The organism is Sphingomonas sp. 2378 (genome assembly GCF_038084995.1).
Classification (GTDB): domain Bacteria; phylum Pseudomonadota; class Alphaproteobacteria; order Sphingomonadales; family Sphingomonadaceae; genus Sphingomonas.
Genome location: NZ_JAXCMJ010000182.1, coordinates 1 through 201, shown reverse-complemented (window position 1 = coordinate 201; position 201 = coordinate 1). Strand labels below are relative to the sequence as shown.

1 protein-coding gene is annotated in these 201 nt (G+C 65.7%); it reads right to left on the bottom strand.

The genetic code is table 11. The features are described 5' to 3' along the window. The coding region (locus SM191_RS19835; protein WP_341507695.1) for a YDG domain-containing protein at positions 1-201 on the bottom strand (201 nt) is incomplete at both ends.

The window sequence follows — 201 nt, the reverse complement described above, 5'->3', positions numbered from 1 at the left end:
ACCGTCCAGCTGTCGGCACTCAGGGCCTGGCTACCCGCATTCTTGCTGGCAAAGGCCTGCGTCGCTTCTGCGGTGTCGCTGCCGACCAGCCCGGTGATCCCGACCACACCGGTCGAGCTGCGCGTTCCGTCATAGATCTTGCTATCGGCGCTCGCCGTCAGCGTCAGTACCGCCTTGGCGATGTTCGCGGTGCCATTGGCG